The organism is Pseudomonas sp. 13B_3.2_Bac1, assembly GCF_025466205.1.
Classification (GTDB): domain Bacteria; phylum Pseudomonadota; class Gammaproteobacteria; order Pseudomonadales; family Pseudomonadaceae; genus Aquipseudomonas; species Aquipseudomonas fluorescens_H.
Genome location: NZ_JANLOG010000126.1, coordinates 40,498 through 57,995 on the forward strand (window position 1 = coordinate 40,498; position 17,498 = coordinate 57,995).

Below are 17,498 nucleotides of genomic sequence, written 5' to 3' on the forward strand. Positions count from 1 at the left end.
TTCCTTTGCTGCGGAGCACCAAGCATGTCGACTGCCATCAGCGCACCGCTGAACATCAGCAAACCCTGGCTCGCCGGATTGCTCACCAGCACCTTGTTTCTGATCGTCTGCCTGAGCTGGGGCACCACGTGGCTGGGGATCAAGATTGCCGTGGAAAGCGTGCCGCCACTGACTGCCGCCGGTCTGCGCTTTCTGATCGCCTTTCCGCTGTTCCTGAGCTTTGCCGTGCTGCGCAGGGAACCGCTGTTGTTCCCGCGACAGAGCCGCTGGTTTTTCGTGTTCGTCACGCTGGCATACTTCAGCCTGCCGTACTACCTGCTCAACTACGGCGAGATGCACGTTTCGTCCGGTCTGACAGCGCTGCTGTTCAGTTGCATGCCGGTGTTTATCCTGATTTTTTCCGCGCTGTTTCTGCGCGAGAAAATCCTCCCCACACAGATGCTCGGTATCGCCATCGGTTTCGCCAGTCTGTTCATGATCATTCGCAGTCAGGGCCTGCATCTGGATCAGGCGGAATGGCTCGGCGTGCTGGCGATTCTGTGCGCAGCGATCCTGCATGCGCTGTGCTACGTGGTGACCAAAAAGCACGGCAGCGCGATCAGCGTGATCACCTACAACACCCTGCCGATCGGCATCGCCGGGCTGATGTTATTTATTGTCGGCTTGAACGTGGAAGCACCGGTATTCAAGGACGTGACCGCGCGCTCATGGGGCGCTCTGCTGTACCTCGGACTGGTGGCGTCAGTGGGCGGCTTTATCGTCTATTTCATCCTGCTCAAACGCCTGAGCCCGGTGCTGCTGTCGTTCGTGTTCATCATCTTCCCGGCATTCGCCCTGCTCATCGGCGCCTGGTACGAAGGCACACCGATCTCGCGGGACTTGATGCTGTACTCGGCAATCCTGCTCGCCGGTTTCGCGATCACCAAGCTACCGCTCAAACGCTGAAACCCACGACCCGAGGTGAGCACAAGGGCTCACACACCACTCAACTTTGAACATCGGAGGTTCAAATGTCGGTACACACCATGGAAACCCTCAGCCTGTTTAACAGTGAACCCTACCGGCGCGCCTTTGGTGCCCGAGTCATCGCAGTGGTCGATCAGGCCGTCGTGCTGGAACACACCCTTTTCTACCCAACCGGTGGCGGGCAACCGGGTGACACCGGGCATTTCAGTCTGGTGGATGGCACGCGGATCGAAGTCACCGGAACGGTGCGCGATCCCCTGCTGCCGTCGATCATCTGGCATCAGGTGCAGGAGTGCCCGCCGCAGCTGTGTACCGGCGCATTGGTCAACGCCAGCCTCGACTGGGAGCGGCGCTATCAGCACATGAAGATGCATACCTGCCTGCATCTGCTCGGTGCGCTGATCAATGCGCCGGTCACCGGGTGCAGCATCAGCGCCGACAAGGGCCGACTGGATTTCGATCTGCCGGAAATGACCCTCGACAAGGACAGCATCACCCGCGACCTCAACGCGCTGATCGAACAGGCCTGCACGGTCAATACCCTGTCGATGCCGGCCGCCGAGTACCCCGCCTTGCTGGAGAGGACCGGCAGCAAGACGGTCAAGCCGCCCGTCATTCAGGGTGACTTGCGCATGGTCGAGGTCAGCGGCGTCGACATCCAGCCCTGTGGCGGCACCCATGTGCACAACACCCGGGAAATCGGCCGGGTGTATTGCGAAAAAATCGAGAAGAAAAGCCGCAACAATCGCCGGGTAATCCTGCGTTTCGCGCAGGCGGACGGGTATTTACCGGATGAAAATTTCTTCACTTAAAACAGACACTGTCTTTACGTCTTTGTAACATCTGGAAATATACAATCCGCGCAAGCAGCGCATCCGGTTCCCAAACCGGATGCGCCAGCCCTCCTGGCCTGATGAATTCAGCGGGCCCGCAACATTCACCTCCCACTTGAACCTGAAGAACGAGCATCCGCTCATTCTCGGTGGGTCGTGCAGACAGAAGCTACGCTCAGACTGCCGCGCCCCCTTTGGACACCGCTGGAATCACTGCGTATGAAGAAAGTGTTCCGTCACTACATCCCGGCCACGACCCGGCGCTTGCTGCCCAATCGCTGGGACCTGATCGCCATGCCGCTGGTGATCGGCTTCTTGCTGTTTTTCTCGATCACCGCCCGGGAAACCTGGGCACCGATCGCCACCTTGCAGAGCGAGGTGATTTCCCTCGACCCGAGCAACCTGCCTGAATACGCCATGCGCACCACCCTGCGCATGCTCGCGGCGATGGTCGCGGCGCTGGTGTTCACCCTGCTTTATGGCACCCTGGCCGCGAAAAGCCGTCGCGCCGAAAAACTGCTGGTGCCGGTGCTGGACATCCTGCAATCGGTGCCAGTGCTGGGCTACATCTCGTTCACCGTGACCTTCTTTTTGCTGATGTTTCCCGGCCGGGTACTCGGGGCGGAATTCGCCGCGATCTTTGCGATTTTCACCAGTCAGGCGTGGAACATGACCTTCAGCTTCTATCAGTCGTTGCGCATGCTGCCGCGGGATCTGGTGGAGGTGTCGACCAACCTGCAACTGTCCGGCTGGCAGAGTTTCTGGAAACTCGACGTGCCTTTCGCCATGCCCGGGCTGGTGTGGAACATGATGATGAGCATGTCCGGCGGCTGGTTCTTCGTGGTGGCGTCGGAAGCCATCACGGTGGGGGACCAGACCATCACCCTGCCGGGTATCGGCTCGTATCTGGCCATGGCCATCGCGCAGAAAGACCTGCACGCGGTGGGTTACGTGATCCTGACGATGATCGTGGTGATCCTGATCTACGACCAGTTCCTGTTCCGCCCGCTGGTGGCCTGGGCCGACAAGTTCCGCATGGAAAACACCGCCTCGCAAACCGCCGCGCCCGAATCCTGGGTACTGAACCTGATCCAGCGCACCCGATTGATCCAGCGCCTGCTGCGCCCGTTCAGCCGCGCCATCAGCCGGCTGGGCAACATGCGCTTGAACCTGCCGCGCGCGGCGCGTCACACCCTCAGCGCGGACAACCCGAGCAGATCGAAAATGATCGACTGGATCTGGGGCACATTGATCGCGCTGCTGACGGCTTATGCGCTTTATCACATCGTCCTGTATGTCGGCACAGAAGTGACGCTCGCCGAGGTCGGCCATGTATTGCTGCTGGGGTTCTTTACCTTGCTGCGAGTGGCCGGTCTGATTCTCATTGCTTCGCTGATCTGGGTGCCGCTGGGAGTGATGATCGGCCTGCGTCCGGCGCTGGCGGAAAAGATCCAGCCGCTGGCGCAGTTCCTCGCGGCGTTTCCGGCGAACCTGCTGTTCCCGGTATTCGTCATCGTGATCCTGCGCTACCAGTTGAACCCGGACATCTGGCTCAGCCCGCTGATCGTGCTCGGCACGCAGTGGTACATCCTGTTCAACGTGATCGCCGGGGCCAGCGCCTTCCCCAATGACTACAAGGAGGCCGCCGCCAACTTCCGCATTCGCGGCTGGTTGTGGTGGCGCAAGGTCATGCTGCCGGGGATTTTTCCTTACTACGTGACCGGCGCCATTACCGCCTCGGGCGGTGCGTGGAACGCCAGCATCGTCTCCGAATTCGTCTCCTGGGGGCAGGACAAAGTCGTTGCCCACGGTCTCGGGGCGTATATCGCCCAGACCACCGCCGCCGGAGACTTTCCGAAAATCACCCTCGGCGTGGTGGTCATGGCGATCTTTGTCGTGGCCTTCAATCGTCTGGTCTGGCGACCGATGTACGCCGTGGCCGAAAACAAACTGCGCCTGAACTGATGGGACTCGCTGCGATGAATACCTATACCGAACAAACCGCCGCCAGCCCCGAAATCTACTCGCTCAGCGATGTGAACCGGGTGTTTGGCAAGGGCAAGGAAGAACTGCAAGTGCTCAGCGGGGTGGATCTGACCCTGCGCGAAGGCGAGATCGTCGGCATGCTCGGCCGCTCCGGCTCCGGCAAATCCACCTTGCTGCGGATCATTGCCGGCCTGATCGAACCGTCATCGGGCGATGTCCTGTACAACGGCCAGCCGCTGCACGGCCCGGCCGAAGGTGTGGCGATGGTGTTCCAGACCTTTGCCCTGTTCCCGTGGCTGACGGTGCTGGAAAACGTCGAGGCCGGCCTGCAAGCCTTGCAGGTCGAACGCAAGGCTGCGCGTAAACGGGCGCTGGCGGCGATCGACCTGATCGGCCTCGACGGTTTCGAAAACGCCTACCCGCGCGAGTTGTCCGGCGGCATGCGCCAGCGCGTGGGCTTCGCGCGCGCGCTGGTGGTCAACCCGACCCTGTTGCTGATGGACGAACCCTTTTCGGCACTGGACGTACTGACCGCCGAAACCCTGCGCACGGATCTGCTGGACCTGTGGAGCGGCAAGCAACTGCCGATCAAATCGATCCTGATCGTCACCCACAACATCGAAGAAGCGGTGCTGATGTGCGACCGCATTCTGGTGTTGTCGTCCAACCCGGGTCGGGTGGTGGCGGAAATCAAAGTGCCGTTCGCCCATCCACGCAACCGCCTGGATCCGGCTTTCCGGCAGATGGTCGACGACATTTACGCGCAGATGACTGACCGGCGCAGCGCCGATGCCAGCGTCGGCAAGCCCGAGCTGAAAATGAGCAGTCCGCTGCCTGAGGTCTCGACCAACCTGATGGCCGGTCTGATCGAAACCATCGCCGCCGAACCCTACAACGGCCACGCCGGCCTGCCCACCGTGGCTGAACGGCGTCTGCTGGAAGTCGATGACCTGTTCCCCGTGGCCGAGATGATCGAGCACCTCGGTTTCGCTGAACTCAAAGGCGCCGACATCACCCTGACCGATGCCGGCAAACTGTTCGCCGACTACGGCACCCAGGAACGCAAAACCCTGTTCGCCGAACACCTGATTCGCCACGTACCGCTGGCCGCGCGCATCCGTCAGGTGTTGCTGGAGCGCAATGGTCACCGCGCGCCACGGGTGCGTTTCGAGCAGGAACTGCAGGACTCGCTGACCGAAGCGTTCGTCGAGAGAACCCTGGAAGTGGTGATCGCCTGGGGTCGTTATGCGGAGATTTTCTCCTACGACGACCACACCGAAACCTTCAGCCTGGAGGATGTCGAGGGCAGCCTGTAGCCCGCGACACCTCTGGCGTTGGCCTAGATCACGAACAGGTCGACAAAGCGATTGACCGGCGTGGCTTCGAGCGCTTGCTGATCCTTGCACAGGGTGAAGATCTCGTTGCTGCGCTGGCCGGTGAAACGCGTCGCCAGGTTGGCCTTGAACTTGTCCTCCAGCAACGGGATGCCATCGGCGCGGCGGCGACGGTGGCCGATCGGGTATTCCACCACCACGTTCTCGGTGCTCGATCCGTCCTTGAAAAACACCTGCACCGCGTTGGCAATCGAGCGCTTGTCGGCCTCCAGATACTCGCGGGTGAAACGCGGGTCTTCGACGATGACCATCTTCTCGCGCAACACATCGATGATCGGGTGCGCGGCGTGGAAATCGTCCTCGTATTGCTCGGCCACCAGATTACCGAACGCCAGCGGCACGGCGGTCATGTACTGAAGGCAGTGGTCGCGGTCGGCGGCGTTGGCCAGCGGCCCGACCTTGGAAATAATGCGAATCGCCGACTCGTGGGTGGTGATGACGATGCGGTCGATTTCGTGCAAGCGGTTGCGCACCAACGGATGCAAGGTCACCGCCGCTTCGCAGGCCGTTTGCGCATGGAATTCGGCGGGGAAGCTGATCTTGAACAGCACGTTTTCCATCACGTAACTGCCGTAGGGCCGCGAGAAACTGAAGGCACGTTTGCCTTCGGGCTTGAGCGCCAGATCATTGTTGGTGTGGCTGAACGACACGTCATAGAAGCCCCACTGTTTGGCCGTCAACACCCCGGGAATACCCATCTCGCCACGCAGGGCGATGTCGGCCAGACGCACGCCACGACTGGTCGCATCCCCCGCCGCCCATGACTTGCGCGACCCGGCGTTCGGCGCATGGCGATAGGTGCGCAGCGCCTGACCATCGGCAAACGCATGGGACAACGCCGACAGCAGCTGCTCGCGATTGGCCCCCATCAGTTTGGCGGTGACGGCGGTCGAAGCGACTTTCACCAGCAGCACGTGGTCGAGCCCGACGCGGTTGAAGGAATTTTCCAGAGCGATCACGCCTTGAATTTCGTGGGCCATGATCATCGCTTCAAGTACATCGCGAATCGTCAGCGGCTTCTCACCATTGGCAACGCGTTTTTGCGACAGGTGATCGGCCACCGCGAGAATTCCGCCGAGGTTGTCCGACGGATGCCCCCACTCGGCGGCGAGCCAGGTGTCGTTGTAGTCGAGCCAGCGCACGATGCAGCCGATGTCCCACGCGGCTTTCACCGGGTCGAGGCGATAGGAAGTGCCCGGCACCCGCGCCCCGAACGGCACCACGGTGCCTTCGACGAGAGGGCCAAGGTGTTTGGTGCACTCGGGAAACCGCAACGCCAGCAGGCCACAGCCCAACGTGTCCATCAGACAATTGCGGGCAGTGTCGAGGGCTTCGGCAGATTCGATGTTGAAGGTGAGGACGTAATCGGCGATGTCCTGCAGGACACGGTCGTAGTCGGGGCGGTTGTTCAGGTCGACGTTGGCGCTCATGTTCGATTCACTCTTGCAGTGGTTCGTTGATGGGACCTCGGTTCAGGACTAATTTTTCTTATGATTGAAATGCAATCCCTGTGGGAGCGGGCTTGCTCGCGAAGGCGTCGTGTCAGTCGATATCTCTGTTGCCTGATACGCCCCTTTCGCGAGCAAGCCCGCTCCCACAGTTTTGGTCGGTGTAGTGTCAGAAAGTATCGCCTGGCACACGAGCATTACTTTGCGGATTGATTATCCCGGTTGAAATGCAATCCATTGTGGGAGCGGGCTTGCTCGCGAAGGCGTCGTGTCAGTCGATATCTCTATTGCCTGATACGCCGCTTTCGCGAGCAAGCCCGCTCCCACAGTTTTGTTCGGTGTTGGGTCAGAAGGCGTCGCCGGGGATGCGTACGTAGCCTTCCATGAGTACGCGCGCACTGCGGCTCATGATGGCTTTTTTCACCACCCACTCACCGTTTTCCAGGCTGGCCTCGGCGCCTACGCGCAGCGTCCCGGACGGATGGCCGAAGCGCACCGCGTTGCGCTCGACACCGCCCGCCGCGAGATTCACCAGAGTCCCGGAGATCGCTGCCGCCGTGCCGATTGCCACCGCCGCCGTGCCCATCATCGCGTGGTGCAATTTGCCCATCGACAATGCGCGCACCAGCAGATCCACATCACCGGCGGCAATCGCCTTGCCGCTGGACGCCACGTAATCCGCGGGTTTGGCGACGAACGCGACTTTCGGCGTGTGCTGTCGCTTGGCCGCTTCGTCCAGATTCGCAATCAGGCCCATGCGCAATGCGCCGTAGGCGCGGATGGTTTCGAACATCTGCAGCGCTTTCGGATCGCCGTTGATCGCGTTCTGAAGTTCGGTGCCGGTGTAGCCGATGTCTGCGGCGTTGACGAAAATCGTCGGAATCCCGGCGTTGATCATGGTCGCCTTGAACGTGCCGACACCCGGCACTTCCAGCTCGTCGATCAGGTTACCGGTGGGGAACATCGAACCGCCGCCGCCCTCTTCTTCCGCCGCCGGATCCATGAATTCGACCTGCACTTCGGCAGCCGGGAAGGTCACGCCGTCGAGTTCGAAATCACCGGTTTCCTGCACTTCGCCGTTGGTGATCGGCACGTGGGCGATGATGGTCTTGCCGATGTTGGCCTGCCATACGCGCACCACCGCCACACCGTTGTGCGGAATGCGGCTGGCATCCACCAGACCGTTGCTGATGGCGAACGAACCGACCGCCGCCGAGAGGTTGCCGCAATTGCCGCTCCAGTCCACGAATGGCTTGTCGATGGAGACCTGACCGAACAGGTAATCGACGTCGTGATCGGCCTTGCTGCTTTTCGACAGGATCACGGTTTTGCTGGTGCTCGAGGAGGCACCGCCCATGCCGTCGATCTGCTTGTCGTAGGGGTCGGGGCTGCCGATTACCCGCAGCAGCAAGGCATCGCGGGCCGGGCCGGGAGTCTGCGCGGCTTCGGGCAGATCCTTGAGGCTGAAGAACACGCCTTTGCTGGTGCCGCCGCGCATGTAGGTGGCGGGGATTTTGATTTGTGGTGCGTGAGCCATGATGCTCCTTACCGAAGGCATGGGCGTGAAACCCCATGCCTACATCAGTTGATTTAAACGGCAACCGCCGACTCTTCGAGGAAGTCCTGGGCGAAGCGCTGCAACACGCCGCCGGCCTCGTAGATCGACACCTCTTCAGCGGTATCCAGGCGGCAGGTCACCGGCACTTCAACGCGTTCGCCGTTCTTGCGGTGGATCACCAGCGTCAGGTCGGCGCGCGGGGTGCGGGCGCCGATCACGTCGTAGGTTTCGCTGCCGTCGATGGCCAGCGTGTGCCGGTCAGTGCCCGGTTTGAACTCCAGCGGCAATACGCCCATGCCCACCAGGTTGGTGCGGTGGATGCGCTCGAAACCTTCGGCGACGATCGCTTCCACGCCCGCCAGCCGCACGCCCTTCGCCGCCCAGTCGCGGGACGAACCCTGACCGTAATCGGCGCCGGCAATGATGATCAGCGGCTGCTTGCGCTCCATGTAGGTTTCGATGGCTTCCCACATGCGCATCACCTTGCCTTCCGGCTCGACCCGCGCCAGCGAACCCTGTTTGACCTTGCCGTTTTCCTGGACCATTTCGTTGAACAGTTTCGGGTTGGCGAAGGTGGCGCGCTGCGCGGTCAAGTGGTCGCCACGGTGTGTGGCATACGAGTTGAAGTCCTCTTCCGGCAGGCCCATTTTCGCCAGATATTCACCGGCGGCGCTGTCGAGCATGATCGCGTTCGAGGGCGACAGGTGATCGGTGGTGATGTTGTCCGGGAGCACCGCCAGCGGGCGCATGCCCTGGAGCGGCCGCGCGCCGGCCAGCGCACCTTCCCAATACGGCGGACGGCGGATGTAGGTACTCATCTCGCGCCAGTCGTACAGCGGCGTAACTTTCGGGCCAGTGTCTTCATGGACAGCGAACATCGGGATGTAGACCTGACGGAACTGCTCAGGCTTCACCGACGACTTCACCACCGCATCGATTTCTTCGTCGCTCGGCCAGATGTCTTTCAGGCGGATTTCCTTGCCGTCGACCACGCCCAGCACATCTTTCTCGATGTCGAAACGGATGGTCCCGGCGATGGCGTACGCGACCACCAGCGGCGGCGACGCGAGGAACGCCTGTTTGGCGTACGGGTGAATGCGGCCGTCGAAGTTGCGGTTGCCGGAGAGCACGGCAGTCGCATACAGATCGCGGTCGATGATCTCTTGCTGAATCACCGGATCGAGGGCGCCGGACATGCCGTTGCAGGTGGTGCAGGCAAACGCGACGACACCGAAACCAAGTTGCTCCAGCTCGGTGGTCAGCCCCGCTTCATCAAGGTACAGCGCCACGGTTTTCGAACCCGGCGCCAGCGAGGATTTGACCCACGGCTTGCGGGTCAGGCCCAGCTTGTTGGCATTGCGCGCCAGGAGGCCTGCGGCGATCACGTTACGCGGGTTGCTGGTGTTGGTGCAGCTGGTGATGGCGGCGATGATCACCGCGCCGTCGGGCATCTGCCCCGGTACGTCATCCCACTGCCCGGAGATGCCTTTGGCCGCCAGATCCGACACCGCGACGCGTGCATGCGGGTTGCTCGGGCCGGCCATGTTGCGCACCACCGAAGACAAATCGAAGCTCAGGCCGCGCTCGTATTGCGCGCCTTTCAGGCTATCGGCCCACAGGCCGTTGAGCTTGGCGTACTGCTCGACGAGCTGCACTTGCTGGTCTTCGCGACCGGTGAGTTTCAGGTAGTCGATGGTCTGCTGGTCGATGTAGAACATCGCGGCCGTGGCGCCGTATTCCGGGGCCATGTTGGAGATGGTCGCGCGGTCGCCGAGGGTCAGCGCGGACGCGCCTTCGCCGAAGAACTCCAGCCAGGCGCCGACGACTTTCTGTTTGCGCAGATATTCGGTCAGCGCCAGCACCATGTCGGTGGCGGTGATGCCCGGTTGCAGCTTGCCGGTCAGTTCGACGCCGACGCTCTCCGGCAGGCGCATCCACGAGGCGCGGCCGAGCATCACGCTCTCGGCTTCAAGGCCGCCCACGCCGATGGCGATCACACCCAACGCATCGACGTGCGGGGTGTGGCTGTCGGTGCCGACGCAGGTGTCGGGGAATGCCACGCCGTCGCGCACCTGGATCACCGGAGACATTTTCTCCAGGTTGATCTGGTGCATGATGCCGTTGCCCGGCGGGATCACGTCGACGTTCTTGAAGGCTTTTTTGGTCCAGTTGATGAAGTGGAAACGGTCTTCGTTACGGCGGTCTTCGATGGCGCGGTTCTTCTCAAAGGCCTGCTTGTCGAAACCGCCCGCTTCTACCGCCAGCGAGTGGTCGACGATCAGTTGCGTCGGCACCACCGGATTGACCTGCGCCGGGTCACCGCCCTGCAGGGCAATCGCATCGCGCAGGCCGGCGAGATCGACCAGCGCGGTCTGGCCGAGAATGTCGTGGCACACCACGCGCGCCGGGAACCACGGGAAGTCGAGGTCGCGCTTGCGCTCGATCAGTTGCTTAAGGGAATCGGTGAGCGTGGCCGGATCGCAGCGACGCACAAGGTTTTCCGCCAGCACGCGGGAGGTGTACGGCAGGGTGTCGTAACTGCCGGGCTGAATCGCCTCGACCGCCGCACGGACGTCGAAATAATCCAGGGAACTGCCGGGCAGGTTTTTGCGGAATTCTGTGTTCATCGGGTCAGGACTCGGGTCACGGTAGTTTCAAAGGGTGGGGCCGGCACCGGCACTGAAGTGGACTCGGTCAACTGTGGGAGGGGGCTTGCTCCCGAAGGCGGAGTGTCATTCAACGGATTTGTTGACTGATACACCGCATTCGCGAGCAAGCCCGCTCCCACATTGGTTCCCGGTTTATCCAGTTACCCGGGTGGCAGGTCCACCATTCAGCGACGTTCGATTGGCACGAACTTGCGCTGCTCAACGCCGATGTACTCGGCGCTTGGACGGATGATGCGGTTGTTGGCGCGCTGTTCAAACACGTGCGCGGCCCAGCCGGTCAGGCGCGAGCAGACGAAGATCGGCGTGAACAGCTTGGTCGGGATGCCCATGAAGTGGTACGCCGAGGCATGGTAGAAGTCGGCGTTGGGGAACAGTTTCTTTTGCTCCCACATGGTCTTGTCGATGGCTTCGGAAACCGGAAACAACACCTTGTCCCCGACTTCGTCCGCGAGTTTTTTCGACCAGCCCTTGATCACCTCGTTGCGCGGATCGTTGTCCTTATAGATCGCGTGGCCGAAGCCCATGATCTTGTCCTTGCGCTCGAGCATGCCGAGGGTGCCTTTGATCGCCTCTTCCGGCGACGAGAAGCGCTCGATCATTTCCATCGCCGCTTCGTTGGCGCCGCCATGCAGCGGGCCACGCAGCGAGCCGATCGCTGCGGTGACGCAGGAATACAGATCCGACAGGGTCGATGCACAAACCCGTGCGGTGAAGGTCGAGGCGTTGAATTCGTGTTCGGCGTAAAGAATCAGCGACACGTTCATCACTTTGACGTGCAGTTCGCTCGGCTTCTTGTCGTGCAGCAGGTGCAGGAAGTGACCGCCGATGGTTGGCTCGTCGCTGACGCAGTTGATGCGTTTGCCGTCGTGGCTGAAGCGATACCAGTAGCACATGATCGCCGGGAACGCGGCGAGCAGGCGGTCGGTCTTGTCGCGCTGTTCGGAGAAGTCTTTCTCCGGCTCGATGTTGCCGAGGAACGAGCAACCGGTGCGCATCACATCCATCGGGTGGGCGTCGGCGGGAATGCGTTCCAGGACTTCTTTCAGCGCTTGCGGCAGGTCGCGCAGCTTGCTCAGCTTTTGCTGGTAAGCGTCGAGTTGCGCCTGGGTCGGCAGCTCGCCGTACAGCAGCAGGTAAGCCACTTCTTCGAACTGCGCGTCTGCTGCCAGTTCACGCACGTCGTAGCCGCGATAGGTCAGCCCGGCACCGGCCTGGCCCACGGTGGACAGTGCGGTTTGCCCGGCAACCTGGCCCCGGAGCCCGGCGCCACTGAGTACTTTTGCTTCGGCCATTGCTGTCTCCAATCTTGAATTTGTTAGGGAATCTGCAATTACGGTGTTGTTGGCAAAAGATCGCAGCCTCGTTGCACTCGACAGCTCCTACAGGGGAATGCGGTTCATGTAGGAGCTGCCGAAGGCTGCGATCTTTTGATCTTCGCCTTTATTTTTTAGCGGCAAACAACGCATCGAGCTTCTGCTCGAAGGTGTGGTAGTCGATGCGATCGTAAAGCTCCATGCGCGTCTGCATGGTGTCGATGACATTCTGCTGGGTGCCGTCGCGGCGGATCGCGGTGTAGACGTTTTCCGCTGCCTTGTTCATCGCGCGAAACGCCGACAGCGGGTACAGCACCAGCGACACGTCGGCGCCGGCCAGTTGCTCGGTGGTGTACAGCGGCGTCGAGCCGAACTCGGTGATGTTGGCGAGGATCGGCGCCTTCACCCGGTTGGCGAACAGCTTGTACATCTCAAGTTCAGTGATGGCTTCCGGGAAGATCATGTCGGCGCCGGCCTCGATGCACGCGGCGGCGCGATCCAGTGCCGATTCCAGACCTTCAACCGCCAGCGCGTCAGTCCGCGCCATGATCACGAAGCTGTCATCGGTGCGGGCATCGACCGCGGCTTTGATGCGGTCGACCATTTCCTGCTGGGTGACGATTTCCTTGTTCGGACGGTGGCCGCAGCGCTTGGCGCCGACCTGGTCTTCGATGTGAATCGCCGCGGCGCCGAACTTGATCATCGACTTCACAGTGCGCGCCACGTTGAACGCCGAGGCGCCGAAACCGGTGTCGACGTCCACCAGCAGCGGCAGGTCGCAGACGTCGGTGATGCGCCGCACGTCAGTCAGCACGTCATCCAGGCCGGTGATGCCCAGGTCTGGCACGCCGAGGGAACCTGCGGCCACCCCGCCACCGGACAGGTAGATCGCTTTGAACCCGGCACGCTTGGCCAGCAGCGCATGGTTGGCGTTAATCGCGCCGACCACCTGCAATGGATGCTCGCTGGCGACCGCATCGCGGAAACGCTGGCCTGGAGTGTTCTGCTTGGAACTCATGACTCACCTCGTTCAGTGGCTGTCTTATTGTCGGCGCCGTCCTGGTAATGACGGGCGATGTTGCGTTTCGAGGCGCCGATGTGGCGGCGCATCAACAATTCCGCGAGCTCGCCGTCACGGTCGGCGATGGCATCGAGAATCCGGTGGTGTTCGGCGAAGGCCTGACGCGGCCGGTTTGGCGTGGTGGAAAACTGGATGCGGTACATGCGCACCAGTTGGTACAGCTCGCCGCAGAGCATCTGGGTCAAGGTGCGGTTGCCGCTGCCCTGGATGATCCGATAGTGAAAGTCGAAATCGCCTTCCTGCTGGTAGTAGCCGACACCGGCCTGGAACGCGGCGTCGCGCTCGTGGGTTTCCAGCACCCGGCGCAATTCGTCGATGTCTTCGACGCTCATGCGCTCGGCCGCCAGCCGACAGGCCATGCCTTCGAGGGATTCGCGGATTTCGTAGAGTTCGAGCAATTCGGCGTGACTGAGCGACACCACCCGCGCGCCGACATGCGGTACGCGCACCAGCAGACGCTGGCCTTCGAGTCGGTGGATGGCTTCGCGCAACGGTCCGCGACTGATGCCGTAGGTGCGCGCCAGCTCGGGCTCGGAGATCTTGCTGCCCGGGGCGATCTCGCCCTTGACGATGGCCGCCTGGATGCGCCGGAAGACGTTTTCCGAGAGCGTCTCGGAATCGTCGCCGCTGATGACCGGGGGATCGAGTTGATCCAGCATATTGTCGACACCTTTAAATCCAATGCGGCAAAAACTAGCCAATTCGCCCACATCAGTCAAAGGATAAATACGCATTGTCGACAATCGTCTAATAAACCTCCTTGACTACCCCAAGGGTTATAGACCGGTGCGGGCGCTGGCGCCATAAAACCACCGTGCTAGAATGCCGCCCGCATTTGCTGGCCTTTTGTACGGCTTGTCATAAAAAGCTGATAGGCACACGAAGGAGCTTGCGCAGTTTTGCCAGGAACCTGAACCGAAAACGGAACGCTGCGCACCAGGATTTATGAGACTCAAGCCCTTCCCCACATTTTTTGCGCTGTTTTGCCTGCCCGGCCTCGCCACGGCGGGGGAAAAAACCGTGTACGGCCTCAACGAATATGCAGCGCTTGATGGCATCAATCTGGAAGTCGCGGCCAAACTCGACACCGGCGCCAAGACCGCCTCGCTGAGTGCCCGCGACATCAAACGCTTCAAACGTAACGGCGAGTCCTGGGTGCGCTTCTACCTGGCGATCGACGCTGCGCATTCGCACCCGATCGAGCGGCCGCTGGCCCGGGTCAGCAAGATCAAGCGCCGCGCCGGCGACTACGACCCGGAAGAAGGCAAGCAATACACGGCCCGCCCGGTGATCGAACTGGATATCTGCATGGGCATGGCGCTGCGCAGCATCGAAGTGAACCTGACCGACCGTAGTGCGTTCCAATACCCGCTTTTGATCGGCTCCGAAGCGCTGAAACGCTTCGATGCGCTGGTCGACCCCAGTCTTAAATACGCTGCCGGCAAACCCGCCTGCACCATCGCCGCTCATACCGCCGAGTAATTTCCATGCGTTCTCTAACCTTCCACCTGAAAATCCTGATCACCATTCTGGTGCTCCTGGGCGTTTCGGTTACGGCCTATCAGATTTTCGTGCTCGGCATTCCGGTGACCGAAGACGCCACCGACGACCTGTGGAACATCGACGCCAAAGTCGAGTTCGTCGCCAGTACCAAGGACCCGGTGAAGGTCCAGATGTTCGTGCCACCGCTGAGCCGCGATTACGTCAGCCTCAACGAAAGCTTTATCTCCAATAATTACGGCGTGGCGGTCAACCGCGTCGACGGCAACCGCAAGGTCACCTGGTCGGCGCGCCGGGCCAAGGGCAACCAGACCCTTTATTACCGTCTAGTGCTGACAAAGCGCTACACCGCGGAAAAATCCAAGATCAAAGGCCCGACCTTCCGCGACAGCATCGCCATCGAAGGCCCGGAAAAAATCGCCGCCGAAGCCCTGCTCGCGCCGATCCGCCAGCACTCGGCCGACGTCGAAACCTTCATCGGCGAGGCGATCAAACGCGTCAACAACGCCAACGATGACAACGTCAAACTGCTGCTGGCCGGCGACCCGTCGACCGCGCACAAAGCGAAAATCGTCGAGCTGCTGCTGTCCATCGCTCACGTGCCGGTGGAAAAAGTCCACACCATCCGCCTCGTCGCCGATCAACCGCAAACCCCGGAACTGTGGCTGCGCAGCTTCAACGGCAACGACTGGCTGTACTTCAACCCGGAAACCGGCGAACAAGGCCTGCCGACCGACCGCCTGCTGTGGTGGACCGGTGATGAAAACCTGATCACCATCGAGGGCGCGAAGAAAGCCAACGTGACCTTCAGCCTGAACAACAGCGAGATGAACGCGATTCGTCTGGCCAAGCTGACCGACGAAAACACTGACGCCAACTTCCTCGAATACTCGCTGTATGGCCTGCCGCTGCAGACCCAGCAAACGTTCATGATCATGGTGATGATCCCGATCGGCGTGCTGGTGATTCTGATCCTGCGCAATCTGATCGGCCTGCAGACCCTCGGCACGTTCACCCCGGTGCTGATCGCCCTGGCCTTCCGCGAAACGCAGCTGGGCTTCGGCATCCTGCTGTTTACCGTGATCACCGCGCTGGGCCTGTCATTACGTTCGTACCTGGAACACCTGAAGCTGCAAATGCTGCCGCGTCTGTCGGTGGTGTTGACCTTCGTGGTGGTGCTGATTGCCGCCATCAGTCTGTTCAGCCACAAGCTGGGTCTGGAGCGCGGTCTGTCGGTGGCGCTGTTCCCGATGGTGATTCTGACCATGACCATCGAACGCCTGTCGATCACCTGGGAAGAACGCGGCGCCAGCCATGCCATGAAAGTGGCGATTGGCACCCTGTTCGCCGCCTCGCTGGCGCACCTGATCATGACCGTGCCGGAGCTGGTGTACTTCGTGTTCACCTTCCCGGCAATCCTGCTGATTCTGGTGGGTTTCATGCTGGCCATGGGTCGCTATCGCGGTTATCGCCTGACCGAACTGGTGCGTTTCAAGGCTTTCCTGAAGAAGGCTGACGCCTGATGTTCGGTTTCTGGAAGACCTGGAAGGCGCTGGAAGCCCGGGGCATCATGGGCATCAATCGGCGTAACGCCGACTACGTGCTCAAGTACAACAAGCGCAGTCTGTACCCGATCGTCGATGACAAGATCATCACAAAGGAGCGCGCCATCGCTGCCGGCATTCACGTGCCGGAGCTGTACGGCGTGATCTCCACGGAGAAGGAAATCGACAAGCTCGACGCGATCATCGGCGGGCACAACGACTTCGTGATCAAGCCGGCCCAGGGCGCCGGCGGTGACGGCATCATCGTCATCGCCGACCGCTTCGAGGGCCGCTATCGCACGGTCTCGGGCAAGATCCTCGCCCACGAAGAACTCGAGCACCACATCTCGAGCATCCTCACCGGCCTGTATTCGCTGGGCGGTCACCGCGACCGCGCACTGATCGAATACCGGGTGACCCCGGATCAGATCTTCAAGAGCATCAGCTACGAAGGCGTGCCAGACATCCGCATCATCGTGCTGATGGGTTACCCGGTGATGGCCATGCTGCGCCTGCCGACCCGTCAGTCCGGCGGCAAGGCCAACCTGCACCAGGGCGCGATTGGTGTCGGTGTCGATCTGGCCACCGGCCTGACCCTGCGCGGTACCTGGCTGAACAACATCATCAACAAACACCCCGACACCACCAACGCGGTGGACGGCGTGCAACTGCCCTACTGGGACGGTTTCATGAAACTCGCCGCCGGCTGTTATGAGCTGTGCGGGCTGGGTTACATCGGCGTGGACATGGTCCTGGACCAGGAAAAAGGCCCGCTGATTCTCGAGCTGAATGCGCGACCAGGGCTGAATATCCAGATTGCCAACGATTGCGGGCTGACCCAGCGTACGCACGCGGTCGAGGCGCATCTGGAAGCGCTGAAGGCGCAAGGGGTGACCGAGTCGGTTGAAGAGCGAGTGGCGTTTACCCAGGAGATGTTTGGGCATATCCCGGCGGTCGAGGGCTGAAGCTGAAAAGCTGAAGAGCCCCTCACCCTAGCCCTCTCCCGGAGGGAGAGGGGACTGACCGTGTTGGATGCTCGAAGTACATCGACCTGCAAGTTCGAGTCGAACTCAGAACTTGAAAAGCATGAAGATCCGCCCCCTTTCCCCCTCGCCCCCTTGGGGGAGAGGGCTGGGGTGAGGGGGTAGCTTTTGATTTTGATCTGGCAGCCGAGAGGACTACAATCCCCACCCCGCCTCGATGGCC

Annotated in this window: 13 protein-coding genes; 7 read left to right on the forward strand and 6 right to left on the reverse strand. The window is 61.3% G+C overall.

Features of this window, described 5'->3' with window-relative positions; genetic code table 11:
• Positions 1-24 precede the first annotated feature (24 nt).
• The 4 genes from NTD85_RS21045 (at position 25) to NTD85_RS21060 (ending at position 5,101) form a co-directional block, all read left to right on the forward strand.
• Positions 25-945 (forward strand): DMT family transporter, encoded by a 921-nt coding sequence (locus tag NTD85_RS21045; protein ID WP_262143117.1) that lies wholly within the window; start codon positions 25-27, stop codon positions 943-945.
• Positions 946-1,010: 65 nt separating this feature from the next.
• Positions 1,011-1,778 (forward strand): alanyl-tRNA editing protein, encoded by a 768-nt coding sequence (locus tag NTD85_RS21050; protein ID WP_262143118.1) that lies wholly within the window; start codon positions 1,011-1,013, stop codon positions 1,776-1,778.
• 240 nt (positions 1,779-2,018) lie between these two features.
• Entirely contained in the window at positions 2,019-3,764 is a 1,746-nt protein-coding gene (locus NTD85_RS21055) for an ABC transporter permease (protein ID WP_201138288.1), read from the forward strand.
• Positions 3,765-3,778: 14 nt separating this feature from the next.
• On the forward strand, positions 3,779-5,101 hold the full coding sequence (locus NTD85_RS21060) for an AAA-associated domain-containing protein (RefSeq protein ID WP_103484626.1): 1,323 nt from the start codon (positions 3,779-3,781) through the stop codon (positions 5,099-5,101).
• Positions 5,102-5,124: 23 nt separating this feature from the next.
• Here NTD85_RS21060 and prpD read toward each other — a convergent pair whose 3' ends face one another.
• The 6 genes from prpD to NTD85_RS21095 all read right to left on the reverse strand — a co-directional run bounded on the left by prpD (position 5,125) and on the right by NTD85_RS21095 (position 13,904).
• Positions 5,125-6,609: a 2-methylcitrate dehydratase gene (gene prpD / locus NTD85_RS21065; RefSeq protein WP_262143119.1), complete on the reverse strand. Its 1,485-nt coding sequence runs from the start codon at positions 6,607-6,609 to the stop codon at positions 5,125-5,127.
• A gap of 364 nt (positions 6,610-6,973) precedes the next feature.
• Positions 6,974-8,164: a 2-methylaconitate cis-trans isomerase PrpF gene (gene prpF / locus NTD85_RS21075; RefSeq protein ID WP_262143120.1), complete on the reverse strand. Its 1,191-nt coding sequence runs from the start codon at positions 8,162-8,164 to the stop codon at positions 6,974-6,976.
• Between the two features lie 53 nt (positions 8,165-8,217).
• On the reverse strand, positions 8,218-10,812 hold the full coding sequence (gene acnD, locus NTD85_RS21080) for a Fe/S-dependent 2-methylisocitrate dehydratase AcnD (RefSeq protein WP_262143121.1): 2,595 nt from the start codon (positions 10,810-10,812) through the stop codon (positions 8,218-8,220).
• 206 nt (positions 10,813-11,018) lie between these two features.
• Positions 11,019-12,146: a 2-methylcitrate synthase gene (prpC, locus tag NTD85_RS21085; protein ID WP_262143122.1), complete on the reverse strand. Its 1,128-nt coding sequence runs from the start codon at positions 12,144-12,146 to the stop codon at positions 11,019-11,021.
• 148 nt (positions 12,147-12,294) lie between these two features.
• Positions 12,295-13,185 (reverse strand): methylisocitrate lyase, encoded by an 891-nt coding sequence (prpB, locus tag NTD85_RS21090; RefSeq protein ID WP_041067638.1) that lies wholly within the window; start codon positions 13,183-13,185, stop codon positions 12,295-12,297.
• Positions 13,182-13,904, reverse strand: a complete 723-nt coding sequence (locus NTD85_RS21095) for a GntR family transcriptional regulator (protein WP_174377155.1) — start codon at positions 13,902-13,904, stop codon at positions 13,182-13,184. Before NTD85_RS21095 ends, prpB begins: the two co-directional genes overlap by 4 nt.
• Before the next feature lie 289 nt (positions 13,905-14,193).
• Here NTD85_RS21095 and NTD85_RS21100 point away from each other — a divergent pair, with 289 nt between their 5' ends.
• From NTD85_RS21100 to NTD85_RS21110, 3 genes are read left to right on the forward strand one after another with little or no spacing between them, the layout of a single operon-like run.
• The gene (locus tag NTD85_RS21100; RefSeq protein WP_262143123.1) at positions 14,194-14,730 is read left to right on the forward strand and encodes an ATP-dependent zinc protease; all 537 of its coding nucleotides are present in this window, start codon (positions 14,194-14,196) and stop codon (positions 14,728-14,730) included.
• Between the two features lie 5 nt (positions 14,731-14,735).
• Positions 14,736-16,271 carry an inactive transglutaminase family protein gene (locus tag NTD85_RS21105; RefSeq protein ID WP_003223266.1) on the forward strand — a complete coding sequence of 512 codons (1,536 nt, stop codon included), beginning with the start codon at positions 14,736-14,738 and terminating at the stop codon, positions 16,269-16,271.
• Positions 16,271-17,257, forward strand: coding sequence for an alpha-L-glutamate ligase-like protein (locus NTD85_RS21110; protein WP_003223264.1), 987 nt, complete (start codon positions 16,271-16,273; stop codon positions 17,255-17,257). The genes NTD85_RS21105 and NTD85_RS21110 overlap by 1 nt, the downstream gene beginning before the upstream one ends.
• Positions 17,258-17,498 lie beyond the last annotated feature (241 nt).